The 21,443-nt window shown below is 39.2% G+C and carries 16 protein-coding genes and 1 pseudogene; 13 read left to right on the plus strand and 4 right to left on the minus strand.

The window, feature by feature from the left end; genetic code table 11:
* Nucleotides 1–20: 20 nt before the first annotated feature.
* On the plus strand, nt 21–5,177 hold the full coding sequence (locus MUB50_RS05285; RefSeq protein ID WP_118624724.1) for a protein kinase domain-containing protein: 5,157 nt from the start codon (nt 21–23) through the stop codon (nt 5,175–5,177).
* Between the two features lie 345 nt (nt 5,178–5,522).
* On the opposite strand, the gene MUB50_RS05290 is transcribed toward MUB50_RS05285, so the two are convergent.
* Both MUB50_RS05290 and MUB50_RS05295 read right to left on the minus strand, forming a co-directional pair.
* A complete protein-coding gene (locus MUB50_RS05290; RefSeq protein ID WP_118624722.1) occupies nt 5,523–5,918 on the minus strand; it encodes a TFIIB-type zinc ribbon-containing protein in 396 nt (131 codons plus the stop codon).
* A 23-nt stretch (nt 5,919–5,941) separates the two neighbouring features.
* On the minus strand, nt 5,942–6,670 hold the full coding sequence (locus MUB50_RS05295) for an HD domain-containing protein (RefSeq protein WP_118624720.1): 729 nt from the start codon (nt 6,668–6,670) through the stop codon (nt 5,942–5,944).
* A 236-nt stretch (nt 6,671–6,906) separates the two neighbouring features.
* On the opposite strand from MUB50_RS05295, the gene MUB50_RS05300 reads away from it, so the two are divergent.
* From MUB50_RS05300 to MUB50_RS17350, 8 genes and pseudogenes are all read left to right on the plus strand, one after another.
* On the plus strand, nt 6,907–7,575 hold the full coding sequence (locus MUB50_RS05300; protein WP_182433968.1) for a 3'-5' exonuclease: 669 nt from the start codon (nt 6,907–6,909) through the stop codon (nt 7,573–7,575).
* A gap of 33 nt (nt 7,576–7,608) precedes the next feature.
* Nucleotides 7,609–9,909 (plus strand): MBL fold metallo-hydrolase, encoded by a 2,301-nt coding sequence (locus tag MUB50_RS05305; RefSeq protein ID WP_118624716.1) that lies wholly within the window; start codon nt 7,609–7,611, stop codon nt 9,907–9,909.
* Between the two features lie 11 nt (nt 9,910–9,920).
* The gene (locus MUB50_RS05310; protein WP_244802522.1) at nt 9,921–12,566 is read left to right on the plus strand and encodes an Hsp70 family protein; all 2,646 of its coding nucleotides are present in this window, start codon (nt 9,921–9,923) and stop codon (nt 12,564–12,566) included.
* Between the two features lie 186 nt (nt 12,567–12,752).
* Nucleotides 12,753–13,703, plus strand: a complete 951-nt coding sequence (locus tag MUB50_RS05315; protein WP_244802523.1) for a WG repeat-containing protein — start codon at nt 12,753–12,755, stop codon at nt 13,701–13,703.
* 134 nt (nt 13,704–13,837) lie between these two features.
* A complete protein-coding gene (locus tag MUB50_RS05320) occupies nt 13,838–14,680 on the plus strand; it encodes a hypothetical protein (RefSeq protein WP_244802524.1) in 843 nt (280 codons plus the stop codon).
* Nucleotides 14,681–14,688: 8 nt separating this feature from the next.
* Entirely contained in the window at nt 14,689–15,525 is an 837-nt protein-coding gene (locus MUB50_RS05325; RefSeq protein ID WP_244790374.1) for a DNA adenine methylase, read from the plus strand.
* 10 nt (nt 15,526–15,535) lie between these two features.
* Nucleotides 15,536–16,626: pseudogene (locus MUB50_RS05330) on the plus strand (DUF4317 family protein).
* A 33-nt stretch (nt 16,627–16,659) separates the two neighbouring features.
* A complete protein-coding gene (locus MUB50_RS17350; RefSeq protein ID WP_442863185.1) occupies nt 16,660–16,938 on the plus strand; it encodes a zinc-ribbon domain-containing protein in 279 nt (92 codons plus the stop codon).
* On the opposite strand, the gene MUB50_RS05335 is transcribed toward MUB50_RS17350, so the two are convergent.
* Nucleotides 16,869–17,066 (minus strand): helix-turn-helix transcriptional regulator, encoded by a 198-nt coding sequence (locus tag MUB50_RS05335; protein ID WP_215706590.1) that lies wholly within the window; start codon nt 17,064–17,066, stop codon nt 16,869–16,871. The genes MUB50_RS17350 and MUB50_RS05335 overlap by 70 nt on opposite strands.
* Nucleotides 17,067–17,165: 99 nt before the next feature.
* Nucleotides 17,166–18,254 (minus strand): 5' nucleotidase, NT5C type, encoded by a 1,089-nt coding sequence (locus MUB50_RS05340; RefSeq protein WP_244790376.1) that lies wholly within the window; start codon nt 18,252–18,254, stop codon nt 17,166–17,168.
* A gap of 169 nt (nt 18,255–18,423) precedes the next feature.
* Between MUB50_RS05340 and MUB50_RS05345 the strand changes: the two genes are divergently transcribed.
* The 4 genes from MUB50_RS05345 to MUB50_RS05360 all read left to right on the plus strand — a co-directional run bounded on the left by MUB50_RS05345 (nt 18,424) and on the right by MUB50_RS05360 (nt 21,234).
* Complete coding sequence (locus MUB50_RS05345; RefSeq protein ID WP_244790378.1) at nt 18,424–18,609, plus strand: helix-turn-helix domain-containing protein; 186 nt, start codon at nt 18,424–18,426, stop codon at nt 18,607–18,609.
* Between the two features lie 107 nt (nt 18,610–18,716).
* Entirely contained in the window at nt 18,717–19,244 is a 528-nt protein-coding gene (locus tag MUB50_RS05350) for a hypothetical protein (RefSeq protein WP_244790380.1), read from the plus strand.
* Between the two features lie 275 nt (nt 19,245–19,519).
* Nucleotides 19,520–19,894, plus strand: coding sequence for a tyrosine-type recombinase/integrase (locus MUB50_RS05355; protein WP_244790382.1), 375 nt, complete (start codon nt 19,520–19,522; stop codon nt 19,892–19,894).
* Complete coding sequence (locus MUB50_RS05360) at nt 19,894–21,234, plus strand: site-specific integrase (protein ID WP_244790384.1); 1,341 nt, start codon at nt 19,894–19,896, stop codon at nt 21,232–21,234. Before MUB50_RS05355 ends, MUB50_RS05360 begins: the two co-directional genes overlap by 1 nt.
* The last annotated feature ends 209 nt before the right edge of the window (nt 21,235–21,443 follow it).

The raw sequence follows: 21,443 nt of genomic DNA on the forward strand, positions 1-21,443 counted from the left end.
CAATTATGAGGTAGCACGATATGTTTGAAAAAATAAATTATAATTATTCTTTGAAAGAATTTGAAGATGGTGAAAAATCAGCAATACGGAAGGCAAAACAGGAGGCAGTGAAAGATTTTTTCAGAACCGATACTATTAAAGAGCTTGGTACCGGATCCGGTGGACGGACAATTGTTTATCAAATAAACAACAACGCTGTAAAACTGATCTGCTGTGTTACAAAAAAATGCAATACAAAAAATCTGAATGATGAAATGACCAGGCTGAATGATATGGTGGAAAGGGATATTCGCATTGGCAACAATGTTTTCCGTGAAATATCCAACTGGGCAAAATTAAGAAGTTCTAATAATATTTCCAATATAAATGCCAATATAATCCCCTTTACCGGAACTGCTACACGTCTTTCATGGAAATGCGACAGGTTTAACAGGATCGGCGTAGATTATGCGATTGTAATGCCGCTTGCAAAATGCATGACGGATATGGTTGGTACTTATAAATATCGAAAACAAGCGATGCCTCAAAAAGAGCCAGAAAATCTTGCAAAGATCCTTACTATCGGTATAGACCTTTGTGATGCCCTTATTTGGATACATAAAAATAATTTATTCCATCAAGATATTAAACCTGAAAATATTTTCTGGTTTAATGAACACTATTGTCTTGGTGATTTTGGAATTGCAAGAGAAGAGAATTACCCTCAATTTTTCCAGGAAGGTACCCGGAATTACTGGGCTCCTGAACAGGCAAATGGAAATGCAAGCGTTGACCACCGCTGTGATATTTATTCGTTAGGCCTGGTTCTTTATGAACTGGCAGATACCGTTCCGATTCACAGTCATTATGAGCAGAGAATAGATGATAAAAAACTTCCGGAGCTTGAATCAGAGGTCCCGGAAGGCCTGAAAAAAATTTTGTCAAACGTCTGTGAATATGATCCTGATTTCCGTTACCAGACAGCAGAAGAGATGAAGGAAGATTTGTGTCGGCTGATGAAAAATCCGGATTATGTCCCTGGAGCAACCAGGGATAACTATTATTCTTCCCGAAAAGCAGTGGCACAGCCAGGCAGATCACAGATGTCGTCAGACATTAGTCTCCCATCCCGGAATATTATCCATAGCGGGGCTGCGAATTTCCAACGGCAACGTCAGGCAAACAGATTCCTACAACCGGAAACTGCATGGAAAGCCGGAAAATTATGGTATCAAGAAAATCAGAAGCAAGGCCGTCGTTTTGCAGATCTTGTTATTAATAAGAAAATTATGCCATTATCAGTCCATTCTTCCCATATGACTGTTTTTCCAATCCGCGTATCTGCTGATCCAGAAGATACTACTGATGTGAAACCGTTGTCCGAAATTCTTGCCCATAAGGAAACTCTTCATAATATGTATCTGATTGGAGAGGGCGGTATAGGGAAAACCACTGCTCTAAACTCTATTATGGAAGACACCTACAGGGATAATGCCTACCACCCAGAAGAAAATGGAAAAAACATAATTCCTTTATTTGTTGAACTTTCCAAAGCCCCGGCAGACTACTGCAGCGCGTATCATGCTTCCCATTCGACTTTTATTCAAAGGTATCTGTATATGCTGCTTGGCTCTGTGGACAAACGATACCTTCTTTCTGAAAATGCTGAAGAAATGTCACGAATCATGGAAAGAGAAGATACTTCCATCCTGGAAAGTGTTGAGCAGCTTCTGCGTGCCGGTGAAGGTCATACGCAGTATCTGTTACTTTTGGATGGATTAAATGAAGTGTCAAAGAAACAGCTGTCTACAGAAGAAGGCAAGTATCTGGGAACTCCTTCAGAATTGATTGTTGAAGAAATCAAGGAACTTTTAGAAAAGCATAAGAATATCACAGCCATTATTACCAGCAGGGCTGATGAAACACTGCCTGCTCTGGATGATTTCTTTAAACGCCTTTATTTAACAGGACTCAGCCCTGATATGATAGAAAATTATTTAACATCCTATGGCATTTCTTTTGATGAAATTAAAAACAACAGCCGCCTCATGAAAACTTTGAAAGTCCCATTATTCCTGAAGTTTTACAGTCAGTTATATGATCATGGAGATGTCTCTACCCCTGGAGAAATTTTATATTCCTTTTATAGTGAATGTGGTCTAAAATACACAGCCCGTAACCGCATCATAGAAATAAGTGCGGATCATAAAAAAGCTGGAGATAGTTATAATACCAATTGTATTGACAAGAAAATGCAATGGTTCATCCTGGACTTCCTGCTGCCGGAACTGGGATGGTATATGGAAAAAAATGATCTGTATACAGTTGACCTTTCCACATTCAAGCGAGTGATAGATTCTGTCCTAAAGGGAGAGAAGGAAACAGATATCTGTGGTAAATATGGCAGAATGTATTTCAAAGATTATCTTTCAGGAGAAGATGCTGTTCCAAATACAAAAACCTATGCAGAACAGATGCTTGATTTAGAAGAGCCTATGCATGACTATGCAGCAGTGATTGCAAGATACTGCGTGTATTCTTTAGGCATATTATATGCCACTGACCAAAACTACAGCTTTATTCATCAGCACATCAGGGATTTTTTTGCTGCGATGAAGATTATTACAGATATGAAAATGGCTGTATTCATTTCAAAAAATGGTTTAAATCAAGCAGCCTGCTTGCAATATTTAATGAATATTAATGACAGCCTGCTCAGCCAAAGTGTTATTCATTATATTGGAGAGATAGCGAAAGAGCATCTTAATCTTCCTGAAAAAAATGGAAAAGAATGGAAAGATATCACGCCTGCTAATGGAATTCGGGCTTTAATAATCAACGTAATAAATTTGTATCGTAATTATTTTTATCCAAATAATGACGTGGTCGGATATGGCGTGAAAAATTTATTAAAAATCATATATTATTCCAGGCATACTCTGAATGGATTAGATTTGTCCTGTCTTGATTTACGTAACTGTTATTTCAATGATATTGATATAAACGACGTAAATATGACTGGGTGTCTTGTTAATTCTAATAATTTGGTTTCAGAAATTAATTGTGGGGAAATTTATAAAACTGCTTTTTCAAAATCTGGTGATTACGTTTTTATAGCAGGAGAAGATGGAACGCTGTCTCTATGGCACCGCAAAACTTGCACTTACATCAAAACGATAAAAAAATATCGTGCCACAATATATAACCTTTCTACAAGCGAGAAGTATATTGCAGTTTCTACCCGTAAGAAAACTGAAATTTTAGATATCCATACTTTCGAGGTTGTAAAAAGGTTTAATTCATACAATGCTGTCTTTAGCCCTGATGGAAGATATCTTGTTTTGGCATTTTATAAGAAAAAAGCCAGATTGTATGATACAGCAACTTTTAAAAATTTTTATGTACTAAACTATACGGCATATCATTATATAAGCGATTTTTGCAGAGGCTTCGATCTCCTTTGTTTTTCATCAGATAATGAGCACTTTGCTATGGCAACAAGAAAGAGGTTTTTATTAAACGGAATATCGGACAAAGTCCTCACGATCCAAGTATGGAACATCAACATAAGAACTTCTTTTCAAATTGAATTAGAACATTATGCGTTGAGCAATGAAATTGTAAGCATGGATTTTTCTAATAAACACAATCTACTGGCGGTCACAACAATGGAATGTGGCACAATACACGTTTTTTCAATATCAGATGATTGGGAAAAAGCAGTATTGTTGCATTCTATTAATCTTGATGCCAAAGGATTTATTTCTTCTGCAAAGTTTGTTCAAAATGACTCTGTTATTGCAGTTTCTTTTGCAAGTGGTCAACTAATTTTTCTGGATTATGATGATTACGATAAGAACCACGAACTGCGCTTTTTAGAAAGGGAAGAACACATTGCGAGCATTTCACATACTACGAAATTTCAAAACGCAAACTCATCATACCTTATAACAGGATCAGCAGATCATAGTGCCAAATTATGGGATACAAAAAAAATGCAATGTATTGGAACCTTTAATAAAATGGGTTTCCAGGGTATAGCGTCAGCTCTTTTTATAAAAAATGGAAAATATATTGTTACTAGTGGAAGAACTAATAGTATTTTAATCTGGGATTCCAAGTCAGGGAAATGTCTAAAAACAATTGACAATTTTCCATTATGTACTTCAAACATGGCATATCATGAAGCAAAACAACAGCTGGCAGTTTCTCTTATAGACGGAAGAGTTTTTTTGTATGAATTTGAGTGTGATTCACTGAAAGCGAATTACCTGTATACTTTTTGGATGCATGATGCCGCAATACTTAGATTGACATATAGTGCAAATGGAGATTATCTGCTAGGAATTGGATATAACAAACATATATCATCTGTGGCAATATATAATTTTGATAAAAAAAACAAAATTAAATTAGCTGGAGATAAAATGGGTATAATCTGCGCTACATTTTATGATAGTGCTGGAAAAACTATTCTGGTAGGAACTTTTTCTGGTTCCTTAGAAATATATTCTTCAGATACCGGAAAATTTATAAAAACGATGACTTGCGATTTTACTTCACCTTATTACGAATCTAAAAGACATCAATTATTTCAACACAATGAAAAGTGTACAATCGCAGTTCATGTTGATTTTAATAATGATTTTTTATATTTAGTAGAAAATATGGCATATTTAGAAGTGTTAAACAGGAACACTGAACAATGCTTAGCCGTATTAAACCGGTCCTATTGCAATGGCATCTATGGGACAGAAATATTCACCAGCAAACAAGGCAATTATATTACTTCAACTACTAGAACCCCAAATATAAAAATATATCGAGCAAACGACTGGCAAACTACATATAGGATATTAGGCTCATGGAAAAAAGAAAATTCTGGAGTTATAAATATGATACATTGTTCTCATTATAAAAAATATAATGGCCATCAAAATATTATAACATATGTGGATTTTGCCCCACAAGAAGATAGAATAATAACGGCATCTGCCGATGGAACTGTAAAAATATGGAAATTACCGCATCCAGAGGCAAATAAATCGATGATATTAACCCCCATTTGTACATTGCATTGCGTTCCGGGATTAAAAATTCAAGGTTTAAAATTAGAAAAACTTCACTCTGAGTCAAACTTGTCAAATGAGGATAAAAGTATTTTCAAAACATATGGTGCAATCACGGATGAAAAATAAAAGTATCCGTTGGCAATGGTTCTTCAAGAACAGCGCAATCCCCATGTTTATAAAATTTCATGACACGGGGATTGCGCCTTAACAGGAACCATTGGATATTCCGTGTTCAAAATTCATCCAACGAAGTCCAAAATGGATTATACATCTTTTTGGTTGACTTTTCCTTTTGGTATAAATCAATCTTTTCTAATGTTCTGTTTTTCCAACAATAATAGCACAAACAAATGATATCTAATATGAAAAGCATCAGAAAGTGCTCGGGATCTTTTATAAAAAGAATTATAAGCATGAAAATCCCAAATCCAACAGAAAATTTGTCCCATATAAGAGACGATTCCAACGCATTTATTTTTTCTGGTGTATTTTTTTCGCATAGTTTCTCATTGGCTGCGAAATTGCGTTTAACTGTTCCAGCTTATCCCATATTTTAGTTGCTTCCATTCTGCTTTTTGCTGTCAAATGGTAATCGGTTAGATCAGAAGTAATGGAAAGCAGCATAATAGTATATGGATCAGGATCCGTGGGATGAATATCGGACAGATCTTTGGCAATCGTGTAAGCACGATCATAGTTTTTCATTTTTAAATGTTCTCCTGCCTGCGAAATGCGGGCAGCATATTTATAGGTCGCTTTGTCTGCAATCCTTTCAGAAAAGACAGTATCACAGTATGTACAGCGATACTTTCCATTTTCAAATACAATTTTGTTTCCACCGCAATTTGGACATTTCTGTTCATACATAGTATCACCTGCTAGACTTTAGATTATTTGCTGAGCATCTCTTTCTTTGGAAAATCTGATCTTTCGACAACACCTTTCTCTTGGTCAAATTTCTCCATCATGATCCGCATGCTGTTGTTCAGTGAATAAATGTTGCTTTTCAGGATGGAAAAGGAATTGGTATAATCTGGATAATAATTCTTGCAATAGGAAGCCATCGGGATCAGGAAGTCATCTGTCTCCTTGATGTACTTACGCATCCGTTCAAAGGTAAACGTATACAGGCTGGTGCTGTTATGCAGGCGGTCACTAAGTTTGATCAGAGATGCCTTACAGTTTCGCTCAATCTTTTTAAAATACACGCTTAGCTCGTATTCATCCAGCCCGGATTCCTTGGTCAGAAGTGTAATAATATCCAGTACCTCCTGGGAAAGATGGTACTCCGTAATCAGTTCCCGCCCTTTGAGGGGAAGCTTATCACTGCAGTCTTCCAACAGGTCATGAAGCAGGGCAGCAGCAAGCGTTGTATCATCATCAATCCCATAATTGATTAAAGTACTGCAGACTTTTAACGGATGGACAATGTACGGCATTCCGTCCTTCCGGTACTGGCCATTATGGAAATGTCTTGCCACTGCCAGCGCAATCAGCGTCTGCTTCAGGTTTTTTGCTACTGCAAATCCTTTGATAAACATGTAGGATTTGATGTACTTTTCTGTATCCACTTCGTTATAAGTTTCAACCAGTGGAATAATGTTTCGTTTCTTCTGCATTTCGATTCCTCCTTATCTAAACCACAATAGTAACCTGTACTATTCTTATACCACACATCCAGATTTCTGAATATCCACCCTTTCGTAACGTACTGACACCCCATTTTCCCTCTGCTCTTTCGCAACATATTGACATTGAGTTGCCCCAATCCCCATGTTATGCTCATATTATCAAATCAATGGAATACCCTCGCATAAAGGCTATTCCGAGAAATAAAACCAGGGAGGAAACCATTATGAAATATGTTGTTATCGATCTTGAAATGAATCCAGTTGCTTCTGTCTACAAGGCAGAGCGCACAATCTGCAAACTCGAAGTAATTGAAATTGGCGCTGTCCTGCTGGATGAGACGTACCAGGAAATTGGCAGTTTTGTCACTCTTGTCAAACCATATTTCAATTCCCGCATTGAAAAAAGATACGAAAAACTGACGGGAATTAAAACATCCATGGTGGAATCGGCACCTTATTTTGATGATGCCTTACATATGTTTTTTTCCTGGTGCAACAGTATCCAGGGTGAAATTCAGATCATCCAGTGGAGCGATAATGATTTTGCCCAGATTTCAAAGGAAATCCAATTAAAAAATATCTCTTTATCCATTCAGGATAAAAAATACATTGACACTACATGGTTTGATTTTCAGGCTGAGTATGGATCCACCCTTGGCCTGGAACACAATATTTCCTTAAAAGACGCGGTCATGTACGCAGGAGAAGACTTCTGCGGACGCCAGCATGATGCCCTTGTGGACGCAAGAAATACAGCGGGGTTATTTGGAATTGTGCGTGATGAAGCCAAATGCCAGAAAACACTCCAGCATGTCATTGAAGCGCTGAAGCCTAAGGATGATTTTTCTCTTGGTGATCTGTTTGATTTTTCAGCACTGTCATTCTCTGCTTAATGTTTTCAGTAGATGAGAAAAGGAGAGTGAACCATGAGTGATTACTTTATCCCGCTGGGAGGGGGAAACGAAATAGGCGCATCAGCCTATTACCTCTCCATCGAGGGTATACATATTCTTTTGGACTGCGGAGCCAGGCTGAAAGGAGATGAGTTATACCCAGATTATGAGAGGCTTCTGTATGAACTGAATGATTATTCTGATCTTGACCTGATCCTCATCAGTCATGCACATTATGACCATATCGGATCCATCGCAAGGATTGCCTCCCTTGCCCCGAATGCAGAGATTATAACCACAGAAGCCTCAAAAAGGCTGATTTATACGCAGCTTCTGGAGTTCGGACGTATATCCGGGCGAAAAGAAATTGACAAGATCAAAAATGAGCGTTACCGGAAAGCACAGATCCTTATGGAACGTATCCATACCCGACCTGTTGCAAAACCATTTCTCATCCATGGATGTAAAATTACTCTGCTGCCAGCCGGACATATGCCAGGGGCAGTTATGATCCATCTGGAAACCGGGCATCATGATATTCTGTATACCGGGGATTTCAGTTTAGCTTCCATGTTTGGGGTAAATGGCATGCGCCTTCCGGAACAGCTTCATCCAAAAACTCTTCTGATCAACATTCCGAATGCTTATCAGAAAGAGGATACGTGGGAAAACCTGTTCAGTGAAGGCACTCCCACGGACTTACCGGCTTCCTATTCCGGACTAAAAGATATCATTCAGGAACACAGAAAACTCGGAGATGGCATCTATCTTGTTTCGAGAAGCATACCGAAACATCTGGATCTGTTTTACTTCCTGAGTTCTGTTTTTCCTGAACTCCCTGTTTACCTGGAACCAAAGAGCAGGGCAGTGGCAGACATTCTTTCGGACATGGGATATCAGATATACACCCCAAACATTCATATCACTGAAAACATACCGACAAAAAACTGTATTGTAGTTGGCCAGGAAGCAAAACGGACAGGATGTGTTTCCATCCCCTTTGACAACTATAGTCTTCATGCATCAATTCCGGAAACACTTTCATTCATCCAGTATCTTATGCCGGATTTCATGTATGTACTGCACACCCGTCCCGTGAAAGAAAAGATACCGCTCGCTCACGCTGTAAAAAAACTGCAGCCCACGCTCAACGCAGTACAGTCTGTGAACGGTGAAAAATATTATTTAAAGAGGACAAAGAAAATGAAATACGATCAAATCTACCGTTCCGTAATGGAAGAAGAACTCGAAATAGCAGAAAAGCAGTTGTCTGAGTACCGAAGAGGACGGCATAAATCCACTTTTGAATGGATTGCCATTTATGGGAGCCTGCTGTATCCGGGACTGCATCCACACGATGCTTATTACAAACTTCAGGATTCTTTTGTGAAAGAGTCTGGCATTACCTATGATGATTACCGCACTGCTTTACATAATACAAATCTTGACAGTGAAGACCGCAGAAGATATGTGCTCGGTTTTGTAGAAAACCAGATGGCTGTATTAAAGAAAGCTCTTGATGGAAATATGGACGCTATATCCAATTTCTCCGAACTCACAGAAAACCTGAATCTGCGCGACCGCCAAAATGGAAAACTCTATTTTATTGGAAAGTACATGGTTATTTTCATGATTATGGCTGATCCAGATCTGAAAGATGACAAATATCTGCCTGTTGCATTTACCTTCGGGGCCCGCTACTGTGACAGACTGCTCAGGAACCTGCGTGGACAGCTGCTGAAAAACAGTGGCATGAAGCGGAAAAGAAAATCTGCCAAAGATGTCCTTCAGGAAACAGAGCATGTGCTTTCTGAATCTGCCAAAGCGGAAGGGATGGCTTCCGGAGATAAATACGAGCAGCTTCAGTTCAAATACGATAACTGCAGAAATTCCCTGGAACTGGTACAGGCCATGCTGGATGAATTAAATGAAACCATCGATGAAACCGCAGCAGAAGCAAAAGACGCGGCCATTGCATCTTTTTATACCAGCATGAACTCCGAATCTTACGGACATCTTCTGGACAGTATTGAACTGGTGGACAGAAGACTCGCCGCATTAAAAGAAAACAAAGTAAAAATCCCGCCGCAAGTTCTTCCACTGACAATTGTATTCAAACAGCTGCTTCGTTTTATCAAAGACAGCGGCATTCACCCACTTGACTCTACCGGACGTGAATTTATGGCAGAAGCAGAGGATCTGTCCGGATACACCTACATCGGAGAGCCATTCAGCTATGAAGGTGAAAAGAAATCTGTTACCGTAGAAAAACCTGGATGGCAATATGGAAATACCATTATTTCCCTTCCAACAGTACGCGAAAAAGAAGAATAGGAGAATCGATTATGTCCGAAAAACAATATTATACTGCCATTGATCTTGGAACGACTAATTCCGTTATCGCTTATGGAAACATGCAGAATAATACCATGAAACCAATCGTACTGGAGCTTGACCGCAAAAACGATACAGGAAGCAAGTCAAGAAATCCCCTTCTTCCCTCCGTTGTATTCTATTACAAGAACAGTGACGGAAAAATGACTGCCGATATCGGAGATTATGCGAAAAGCAGATACGGAACCCGCAGCGGTTATGTATGCAAGTCAGTAAAATCATTAATGGGTACCAGCGACCAGGTACCCCTTGTTGATGAAATCCCGGACAAGACCCCTTCTGATGTTTCCGCACAGATTCTTTCTTTCATGATCAATTCTGCCAAAAAGCGGCTGTTTCAGAATGAACTAAGTGATGTTATTATAACCGTACCTGCTTCCTTTGATTCAGACCAGTGCCAGGCTACTCTCGATGCCGCACGGAAGGCGAGAATCAATGTGGAAAATCTGCATGATGTCCTGCTTTATGAACCTAAGGCAGTTATTTATGATTTCATGCGGATGCAGGAATGCGGGGAGATTCCTTCTGACCTGCTGTCGCTGGATACAGAAAAGAACGTCCTTGTATTTGACCTCGGAGGCGGAACCCTCGATGTTACAATCCACCGGGTAGGTTATACAGAAAAAGGGATCCTTAACATCAAGGATCTGGCAATCAGCAGATATACGCTTCTTGGCGGTGATAATTTTGATGAACTGCTGGCCGCAGATATGTTAAAACGTTTTGAAGATAGCAATGGTATTAAAGTAAGCATTAAACGAAAAGAAGAGGTCATGTGCAAATTAAGAAAACTGGCTGAAAAATTAAAAGTAGACCTGTCCCAGGCCTATGACAGTGCCAGAATGTCTGACATTGACCTTCCAGAAGATTATGAACTGGAAGTTATGGACATTGATCTTTATGATTCTTATGCTTATGCCGACACTTATACCAGATCGGATGTAGAAAGGATTGTATCCCCACTTATGGGATATAAGTATAAGCTGGAGGATGCATCAAAAATCCAGCATATGGCGGAAAGGGACGTAAATAACATCATCTACCCTGTTCTTGATGTCATCGATAAATGTGGGAAAGATACAAAAATAGATGCGGTTATTTTAAATGGAGGCATGACCAAGTTTTATCTTATCCCAAAACGTTTAAAGGATTTCTTCGGGTTTGAACCACTGACAACCAGTGATCCCGATTTATCCGTAGCAAGGGGAGCTGTATATTACCATTACTGCCTCCACAAATATAATGTACGTAAGCTGGAAGATCCATCATCTTCTGAAAAAACAAACGTATGCACCAGTGCTCTGCATCCAGGCATTGCATTTAATACCAGCACCATTTTAAACGATACCATTAACCTCGGATTACGAGGTGAGTATGTAAGCCAGCTAATTCCGGCAGGTACTGAACTTCCTTATAAATCGGAAGAAATCCGTGACAAGTATAAACTGGATAAGGCAACAAGCTCCCTGGGTATCGAAATGTTCCTCGGACGGGGTAAAACAAAGAACCTCCCAAACCGCAGGATAGCTACAAGGACAGTAAAATTCGGCAGGAGTTATCCGGCAGATACTCCTATCAGTTTTCAGATCTACATTAACCCGCTGCGAATGATGACCATGGAAGCCTGGATCACCGGACAGCCTGAAACAAAGAAAACAATGGAAATGGATATGGCGTCCTTAAAACGTACAGAAAGAACATCCAAAAATATCAGTACCGTCGAGAAAATAAAATTAAACCCCAAAAGCGAACTGAACGAACTGCGGGCTCTGTCTGATAGGAACAAGAATAAACTCGGACATGAATTGAATCCGCAGCTATCCAGAGCCTTGGAAACCATCGGTCAGGCATCTAATCCTGAAGATTTCTTTGAGCCATGTATGGATATCGCGAAAACCTGCAAGCAGTCGGACCTCATGCTGGCATATATCTATATGATTGCAGGAATGTTCAAGGATGGCTGGAACGACCAGCAGAAGAGACAGGTGCTTTCCTATGCCAGACAACATTTTTCCCCATATGCTTCCGCAATCAAACAGAACTACTATGTACTGCGAAGGACCCTGGAAGTCATCGGACAGTTCGGGAAAAACTTTGCTGATTTCTGCACGGAATATATGGGGCGGATTTACGGTGACAGTACCCAGTTCAAAAATGTCATCCTGCAGATGGTGATCCGCTATGAGCACGACGACAAAAAGGTAGCTGAATTCCTGAACAACTATTTCCAGACAGCAGATTTTAACCAGTGGATCGCTTCCCTTATGGCTGACCGCTTCGGCTCCGGTACTTCTATGGAAAACCAGAAGTACTTGGTGAAATTCATCAAAACAATCACGCCATGGTTATCTCTGGAAGACGAGAACGGTACGGATAAATTCACTGCACTCCTTATTGCAGAACTCTGTACCAATCAGGCTGATAATCCCATCTGTGCGGACAGCTATACCATGAAACATACATGGTCTGCAATCAAAAATTATCTTGCTAAAGAAGATGATCCCATGTTTGTTTCCACGGTAACCGATCTGTGGAATGGAACAGCTCTCAGTCTTGAGGAGACGGGTGTTCTCAATGAGCATCTCGCCTGCAACTAATATCTTCTGAAAGCAGATATTTCGCATTTCTTAATGTATTGACATCAGAATAACAAAAACTTCTATAGTATATTTTTATCGTGAAGAACCCCTGACTTCAGTCATGGGTTTCTTCACAGGTACCATTAAGTATGCCGGCATGATTTGTAACTGTAAAACCAGTAAATGTCAGAAGGAGAAGAAGATATGATTGAAAAATTATTAAAAGCTATCAGCTTGAAAGATGAGGACTGCACAGAAGAATTAGATAATGCAAGTCAAAAGACTTCTTTTATTACAACAATGATCATCTTTGCACTTATAGGCGCAGCAGCAGTCGGATACCTTTTTTATATGAGAAACAATACGAAATATAAATACGATGACTCCTTAACTGTTTCAAAAAATGGAACCCATATTGTATATGATGAGAGTGGGGCATATTTAATGCAGCAGGAAAATGTGTTATCCGATACCTACATGGCAATCCAAAAGGATCCATTCTCTGATTATTGCCGTGTCATAGACAAGGAAGGTCTTATCGGCTTTATTGCAAAAGAAGACGGAAGGGAAACCATATTCCCACAATATACCGAGGCTTCTCCGATGGAATACGGTTCGTCATGTGTCAACTCTGGAAAAGGTTACTATTACGTTTCTGAAAACGGAAAATATATGACGGGTTATTATGAAGAAGCTGATTCATGGGGACGTCAGGGAACCATGGCAAGGGTCAAAAAATCAGATGGGTGGGCAGTGATTGATAGACAAGGAACCATTCTTATTGACAAATGCGATTCCATTGATAGCCTTCCGGTTATTTCAGACAACGGGACAGCGGTACGGGATGGACATGTGTTATTACTTCATTACTCCGATTCTTCAGACGAAAGTGCTTCCGTGCAGGTTGTAAAAGAATTTGAGCAGTTTACTGAGGTTGCTGAGGTCTTTAATAGTCAATTTGCTATAGTAAAAGGAACGGATGGCTATGGAGCAATAGATTTTAACGGAAATATGATTGTTCCTGCAGTATATAAGGATCTGACTTGGGACAGTTATAAGATTCAGGGTGAAGTTTTTAAGAAAGAGATTATTTTTAAAGGAAAAAAAGAAAATAATAGATTGGATGTGGTAGATTGGAAACCGCAATCAGACTGACTTGTGTATGCGTAATATTAAAAAGAGCCTGTGTCTTAACAGGTTCTTTTTTTCTTATAAAAAATCGCCAGAGAATGCCAGAAATGACATATTAGAAATAAACAGATGGAAGAAAAATGTTTGGAGGTATTGATATGGCATCTAATCTTATTCAGACCAATCAGATTGCAAAGATACAGACAAGTAAAAAACTGATTGCATTTTACGACAAACTCCGTCCAGCTCCAATTGAGCACTATGCACAGATACATGCAAAAGGAGAAGAAGTCTCCGGCTCAAAAACCAGTTCTTTGATTGGCATTTCTATTCAGGATTATTCCAATGGAACCGGGCAGAATAACACGATTGTACAGTTCAACCTTACTCCAGAGCAGATCCAATTCCTGCTGACCCGCATTGAAGCCGGCTTCCAGGAATTTGAATGGAGTTCTGACAAAATTTTCGGAGTTCCAGATGCAAATGGATATTCCATTGCCCAGAAATTTGTCATTACAAGACATTCCTTGAAACAGGACGGTTCTATGTCTAATAATCCATGGTTTATTTCCGTATCAAATGGGCATGGCATCCGTGTGCAGAACCGTATGGGTGGATATTATATGAAAGGCGGTTCCTATCAGCAGGAAAAATCCGCATTCATTAATTTGAATGATATGGATTTATATACCCTGTTAAAAAGAACAGATTCTTTTATCCGAAATTGGGAAATACTCTCTGCATCCCAGATGATATACCAGGGGCAACAGGCATATGCGCAGTATTTAGCTTCCATAAAACAGCAGAGCATGCAGCAAGGACAGACACCGGTATATCAGCCGGTACCTCCTGTCTCTACACCGATTAATAACCAGTATGAACAACAGTATAGTAACAATTATGACTATGGCCCGTATCCTTATAGTAATAACAGCCAGCAGGGTACCGGATACGAACAATCTTCCCTTCCGTATGATTACAATGCCCCATTTGGCAGATAGGAGACAAAATGAGTAACACCAATACATACAGAGCCGTCCTTCGCTATCCTGGAAGTAAATGGCGGATAGCAAAACAACTCTGTGACATGATTCCTGAACATAAATCCTACCTTGAACCATATTTTGGAAGTGGGGCAGTATTTTTTACTAAACAACCTTCTAGGATTGAGACAATTAATGACTTGGATCTGGATGTTGTGAACCTGTTTTCCTGTCTGCAAAAAGATCCCGAAAAGCTGGCTTCGATGATATATGCGACACCATATTCCAGATATCTGTACGAACAGCAATCCATCTCCATTCCTGTTATGGGGCCTTATCAAAAAGCTTTAAGCTTCCTGATCAGATGCTGGATGGGACATGGATACCGGACAAACGGTTATAAAAACGGTTGGAAAAATGATATACAGGGCCGGGAAAAGGCGTATGCTGTCCTGAACTGGAACCGTCTTCCGGGATGGGTGCTGTCAGCTGCTGAGCGTCTCAAGGATGCTCAAATTGACTGCAGACCTGCTCTCGATCTCATTGAACGTTTCAACTACGAGGATGTCTTCATGTATGTAGACCCTCCGTATCTGCTCAGTACCAGATATTCAAAGCAATATCTGCATGAACTGGATGAGAAAGATCATGAGCAGCTGCTGGATATACTTCTCGTTTCAAAGTCCAAGGTTATGGTAAGTGGATACACATCGAACTTATATGACCAAAAGCTTTCTGGGTGGGAGAGGGTAGAACTGAAAAGCCAGACGGAATCCGGCAGGGCTGCGACGGAGGTGGTCTGGATGAATTATCATCCTCCGAAAGGTTCTTATGTACAACAACAACTAAAACTTGATGATTAAGGAGAGACCTATGACGAAAAAAGATATTGCATTTTTTAAAAAGATAATCGGTAATTCTGATTATACCCCTATTTCAAAAATCGCATCGTGTTATGTAGATATTTCCCATGATGATATCCGTTACCAAAAACCACAAACGTTTATGCGGCTGGATGAATCTGAACTTACTCAATACTGCCAGCTTTTCAAAAAAGGTGTTTCTGGAAAGCTTGGGACAACTGTCATTGAACTGGACGTGACAGAAAACCTGATCGACCCACTCCGTGATAATGGTATCTCTGACATGGATGAAATCGAACGTGTTGCGTTGACTATTCGCGATAATTATAATGCAGAAGGAAATTACTGCATTTTTTTGCTTCTGGAGCTTATGATATTCCGGGAAAAGACGGAAAAGATAGCGAGGAAGTATATTCCTTTATTCTTGTACTTGTCCAGCCGTGTAATTTAAGCAAGCCAGGCATCAAGTATGATTCCCCCAAGAACGAATTCTCGAACAGGATGACCGAACCAATGCTGGATCCTCCAACTTATGCCTTTCTTTATCCTGCATTAGATGAACTACATACAGATGTCAGTAAAGCTGTATTTTATAGCAAAAATGAAAAAATTTCCGGAAAAGCCGGGCAAATTATTCCTGCACTGTTTGGAACAGAGATTCCATTAAGTCCAGACAGTCAGAAAGAAGGATTTCATGAACTTTTGCACTCTGCTTATGATGGACGAGTTCCATATGATGCCATTTTTAACGTATACGACCATCTACAGGAAACATTAGTTGATATGCAGCTTTCAGGGGAAGACGTAAAACTATCTGAAAAAGAGCTGGTTGATGCAATTATAGAATACGGAGATGTTTCAGACGAGAAAAAAGAAGGTCTGAAAGAAGCATCGGCGGGGTACAAGGGCTGCTCATTTTCCGTTAGCAATCTTGTACCTGAAAAAGTCAGTATAGACACTGGGGATGCTACTATAAAAACCGGAATAGAAAGACTTTCGCAGGTTGAGCGCAGAATCATAGATGGTATTGATTATTATTTGATTCCAGCAGGTGATTCTGCAATAGATGGTATCCTTTCTGCAAATATAAGAAAAAAATAGTAGTCAGCTTCTCAGTTATTGAAAGTCAGATCTTTGAATGACTGCCCGTATACAGCAAGGCTTGCGGTCTGGACAGGATACAATGACCTGCAGTCCTGTTTCCCAGATATTGCGGAACAGTGGTCTGAGAAAAACCGTTTCCTGAAACCAGATAAGATATACAAATTTTCGAAGATGAAGATCTGGTGGAAATGTCCAGTATGCGCCCCGGATGCTCCGGATGCAATTTCTGTTCCGGATGCCTATTTTCGAATTTCACAATCAATGTCCGTTTCGGGTATCCCATATATTTCTGAATACATTTTTAATTGAGCAATTGTTGGTTTAACCTTTCCCGTCTCATGGTTTACAATCGTTGTATTAGAAGTATGCATAAGCTCTGCAACCTCTTTCTGTTTTAATCCTTTATTAATACGGCATGCAGCCAGTTTCCATTTCATATTAAAAAGTCCTCCAAAACTCAGATGTCCTATAAATAATATGTACGAAAAAAAATTTTTTGTCAAAAAACAAAAAGACCGGAAACCGGCCTTTTGTTTCTACAGCTTCAAGTAGGAAAGAATATCTGCAACTTCATTTTCCAGGCTTCCATCTCCAACAGAAACAATATGATCTGCAAGCACTTTGTTCTTTTCTTCAAATTCAAAAGAGACGATCCTGTCAGCAACCTGTTCCCTTCTTAATGCCGGCTTCTGTATAATAGACATGATACAGTCCCGTTTGTCACGGTCGGCATATATGATTTCACATTGTCCGGGATACGCATTATAAACACTTAAGCATCCTGAAATATCCATAACAATAACCGGATAATGATTCTGAGCAAGAGCCCGGTCGATATCTCTTTTCTTTGTACCATATTGTTCACCACAATACCATGTCGTTTCAATAAATTCCATCCGCCGGAACAGGAAATCGAAAAAAGTAGCAGAAACCGTTTCCGCATTATGTTTACGTCCCTTTGCTGTAGTACAGGTTTTAATCAGTTCCATACGCTTATCTGCTTCACAAAGTGCCGCTGCCAGATCCCGCTTTCTGCTGCCGGAAGGCCCTACTATACACAGTATTTTAGGTATCCTGGATATATTTGCTTTGTTACCATTCATAAAATCCACCAGTGTCAAAAAATCCGCATAATCATCCACACAGCAGATACCTGACGCATTCTGGTTCCAGGGCTGCCGGAAGAGTACTGGGAGACTACAGTTTGATTCCAACAGGTTATGTATCCCGTCATCCAGCATAATATCTGCATGAAACAAATCTTTCCTCTTTCCCATGATAATATGATCTACCGGGAATTCCGGAAACAGCGTCATAATCCTCTGAATACGTTCGCCCATGAATTCTGGATATACCGCAGTGGCTATAAACACTTCAGCCTTTTCCATTAAAGATCCCAGAAATTCTTTCGCACCAGGCAGGGCAGGCTGGTTTTCATAAAATTCTGTATAATTGAAAAACTGCATCCTGTCATCCAGCTCATTTCCCAATTCTCCCCATTTTGTAATATCGGATATATTGTAATACTGGCCTGTAGTCTGCCCCAGAAGCTGCAGGGCATATTCATTACAGGATAACAGTACATCATCCGCATCACATATTATTTTTAGTTTCTTGTAAGCCATAGTTTCTTTCTCCTTTTCATCAAAATTATTTTTGTCGTATTTAATATGTGTTCTTACTCTGTAAACAAGAAAGAAATTGATTTCACCAAAATTATTAGCACATATTTCAGAAAAAAACTTTCCAATCGAACATATTATTTACATCACCAAAAGAAAGGAGAAGACTCAGATGAAAGGATCCAAACTGTATGATATGGATGATTTACAGGAACTTCTCGGCATCGGAAGGACCAGGGCATATGAACTGGTAAAGGAAGCTTACAAGACACAGAGCCCTTTCAAAGTTATCAAACTTGGAAAACTTTACCGCATTCCAAAGAAACCATTTGATGACTGGCTGGAAGGGAACACGTAACATATTATTGTTTAATGATGCATCATATTGACACAGAATGTTACTGCGTGATAAAGTTAACTTGTCAATGAAGGGGGCATTCTGTGTTACTTTAAAGGAGGACCACAATGCAAGTATCATTGACAAATTATAATGTATTTGAAAAAAATGGTTCATGGAACCATATTGAAAAGAAAATCAATGCAAAGACATACGCAATTGAGTATGACATTAAAACCGGATTCCAGTCAAAAGAGGAAGCATCTGAAAGCTATCTTATTTCAGAGGAGATTTACAGAAAGGCAATTTTCCGTATCAAGAATCTTACCCAGAACTCCTATACTTTTGCAGAATATCTGCAGTACTGGCATGAACACTACCTGACAGAATTTACAGACAGCAGCAACCAGCTAAAGTATTTCTGGGTAATTTACAAAATCATACTGCCCAAAATCCGCAGAGATGTTCTATTAAGTATGCTGACAGACACTTTTGTAAATGATTTGCTTTCCGAATGTAAAAAGTACAGCAACAGTTCCGGCGAGATGACTTATAAGGTTCTGCGCGTCATTTTAAAAGAGGCAGAAAAGAGTGGTTTCATATCGCCAAAAGTTCTTTTGGGAATAAAACCTTGTTATTCAAGCAGAAAAAAATAGATCTATACACAAAAGAGCAAATAAGCTCTTTTGTTCGTACCGCTAAGGTTTATCATACTTGTTATTTTGAAATCCTGCTTGCTTTGGTATGTGGGCTGAGAACGGGTGAAATCTTAGGTCTCAAATATTCTGATTTCCACAAAAAATCCCGAACCCTTACAATACAGCGGTAGTATACCAGGGATTATCATTACTCTTCTGAAAGGACTTTCAAACCACCGAAAACCTTAAACAGTAACCGGTGCCTCGTAGTTCCATCTGCTATTTTTGATGAATTGAAAATCCGCAGGGAAGAAAATGAACGTATCATTGCAAAGACTGGAAATCGTGACTTCAAGGATTATGTCTGCCTTGGAATGTATGGGCGGATAAAAAGTGATGCAACACTTAATACAGGAATTAATGCTATTACCAAATCCTGTAATCTGCCTCACATTTCCATGCACACACTAAGACACATGTGTGCAACTGCATTAATTGAGATGAACATTCCTCTGGAGAAGATTTCGGAAGTACTCGGACACAAAAATATTAATACAACCTTTGATATTTACTGCGGTATTATGGATGCCCAAGATCAGATCAAGGCAACTATATCTCATACCATGGATCCTGCCATCGCCCTGACAAACAGTGGAGGTGGAAAATAATGCATGTAAAAGAAATAAAACGTCCGGACGTAAGGGAAACATTTTTTTATGGAAAGATTATTTCATGGAAATTTAATGACAGTATCGTATATCTGAAGTCAAGAAAAAAATACTGTTACAGGGTAACGTTTACCTTTGAATCTGGAGATCAGGCGGATTACCAAAAAGGTGGGTTTGACACCAAGACAGAAGCTTCCAAGGCAAGGGAAATTGTAATAGCGCAGTTATATAACCAGGAATTTTTTCCATATGATTATACAGTAAAAGAGTTTTTTGATTACTGGCTGTATTATTATATGATTGACACAAAGGATATTGCATATAACACATTTATGTCTTACCGAAATATCATCTATAATTACCTGGTTAAGGCAATCGGTAATAAATACCTCTGCGATTTAAAAAGTGATGACTTTATCAAGGGACTTGATACCATTAAGTCTCCTGATATGCTGAGAGTTGCTTATGGAGTATTATCTGGTTCGTTTAAGTATGCCCGGATAAACGGTTATGTTTCCAATAACCTCGTGGATTCTGCAATCACTCTTCATAAAGCCCAAAAAAGAGGAACCAGAAGAGAATATGTCAAAAAGCAGAAAAAGGAATTTCAGAAGAAATTATCAGACCGTTCAAACGTCTATTCTGTAGAACAGGTATCCATGCCTTTATATACCTGCAAAACAGAAGAACCGCATATCTTTATGGCTATGCTGCTTGCTGTTACAACTGGATTGAGAATTTCAGAAACGATTGCTGTCAAGTATCAAAACATTGATTTTATGAACAACAAGCTTTATGTGGAAAGCCAGTTGGGACGCACAATTACAAATGACGGTGTCCCAGGACAGAACTTATTAACGCAGGAAAAACGTACCAAAACTCATAACAGCGTCAGAGAAGTGCCGTTAGCCGACTTTGTAATTGATGAAATCATTCTTCAACGCAGACATTATGATGAACTAAAAGAGTATCTGGGAGACGATTTCCATGATCTTGGATATCTTATATGCCAGGACAATGGTCTGCCATGGAACAGAAGTTTTAAAGACAAACCATATAAAAGAGTTGTAAAAAAATGCGGGTTCCGCTTTATTGAATGGAGAAAACTACGAACCACATATGCTACAATACTTTCCCAGTATCATGTGAGCATGAAAGCAATTTCAACTAGCCTTGGGCATTACAGCTCTGATTTTACAAAAGAGATTTATGTAAAATCGAAAATGAAAGTAGTTAATCTTGCTTCTATGATACAACCGTTTGTGGACGAAGTCATTCCTGAATCTAAAAATGCTCATTCACTGGATATGCCGGATGTAACAGGGTATTATGACATATAATCTTGAATTTACCTGTTGATGCGTTTATAATAGCAAAAGATATATGTCAAATTTTCACCCTACATGGCACTTGGTTTTTGAGAAAAATGTTCTCTGACAGGAATTGTTTTTTTTGTGCTATATGGACCGGAAAAAACCTTATAAATACTGGCTTTTCACAAAACGTGATATTTATTGTCAAGTATTTGTAGAAAACCCATTTTTTGACC

The organism is Blautia sp. NSJ-140 (assembly GCF_022868965.1).
Taxonomy (GTDB): Bacteria; Bacillota; Clostridia; order Lachnospirales; family Lachnospiraceae; genus Blautia_A.